This is a genomic window from Bacillus sp. mrc49 (assembly GCF_002803435.1).
Map to the genome: position 1 here is coordinate 1 of NZ_PHNG01000308.1, position 395 is coordinate 395.

The 395-nt window shown below is 63.5% G+C and carries 1 protein-coding gene; it reads left to right on the forward strand.

What is annotated here, in order from left to right; genetic code table 11:
* Nucleotides 1-395 (forward strand): hypothetical protein (locus CVN76_RS02090; RefSeq protein WP_198512435.1); only part of this gene is annotated, 395 nt, incomplete at both ends.

Sequence of the window (395 nt, forward strand, 5' to 3'; positions counted from 1 at the left end):
CCAGCCATATCACCGGGCGAGTTTCGTTGCTCAGTGATGGGCTGGCAGAACTGATCCTCGACCGTCCGCTATGGCTGGCCGAAAACGACCGGCTGGTGCTGCGCGATATTGGCGCACGCCAAACCCTGGGCGGCGCAAGGGTGCTGAGCTTGACGACGCCCAAACGCGGTAAGCGCCAACCCGAGTATTTGGCCTGGCTGACGGCGTTGGCGCAGGCCGACGATGACAGTCAGGTGCTGGCGCTGCATTTGCCCAAGGGCGCGCTGGATCTGGCGGCCTTTGCCTGGGCGCGACAACTGACCGAGAAACCGCTGGCGGCGTTGTTGGCGAGTCATGAGTTGCTGATTGCCGGCGATAGGGCATTGGCGCAGGAGAATGCACAGCTGGACCAGCAG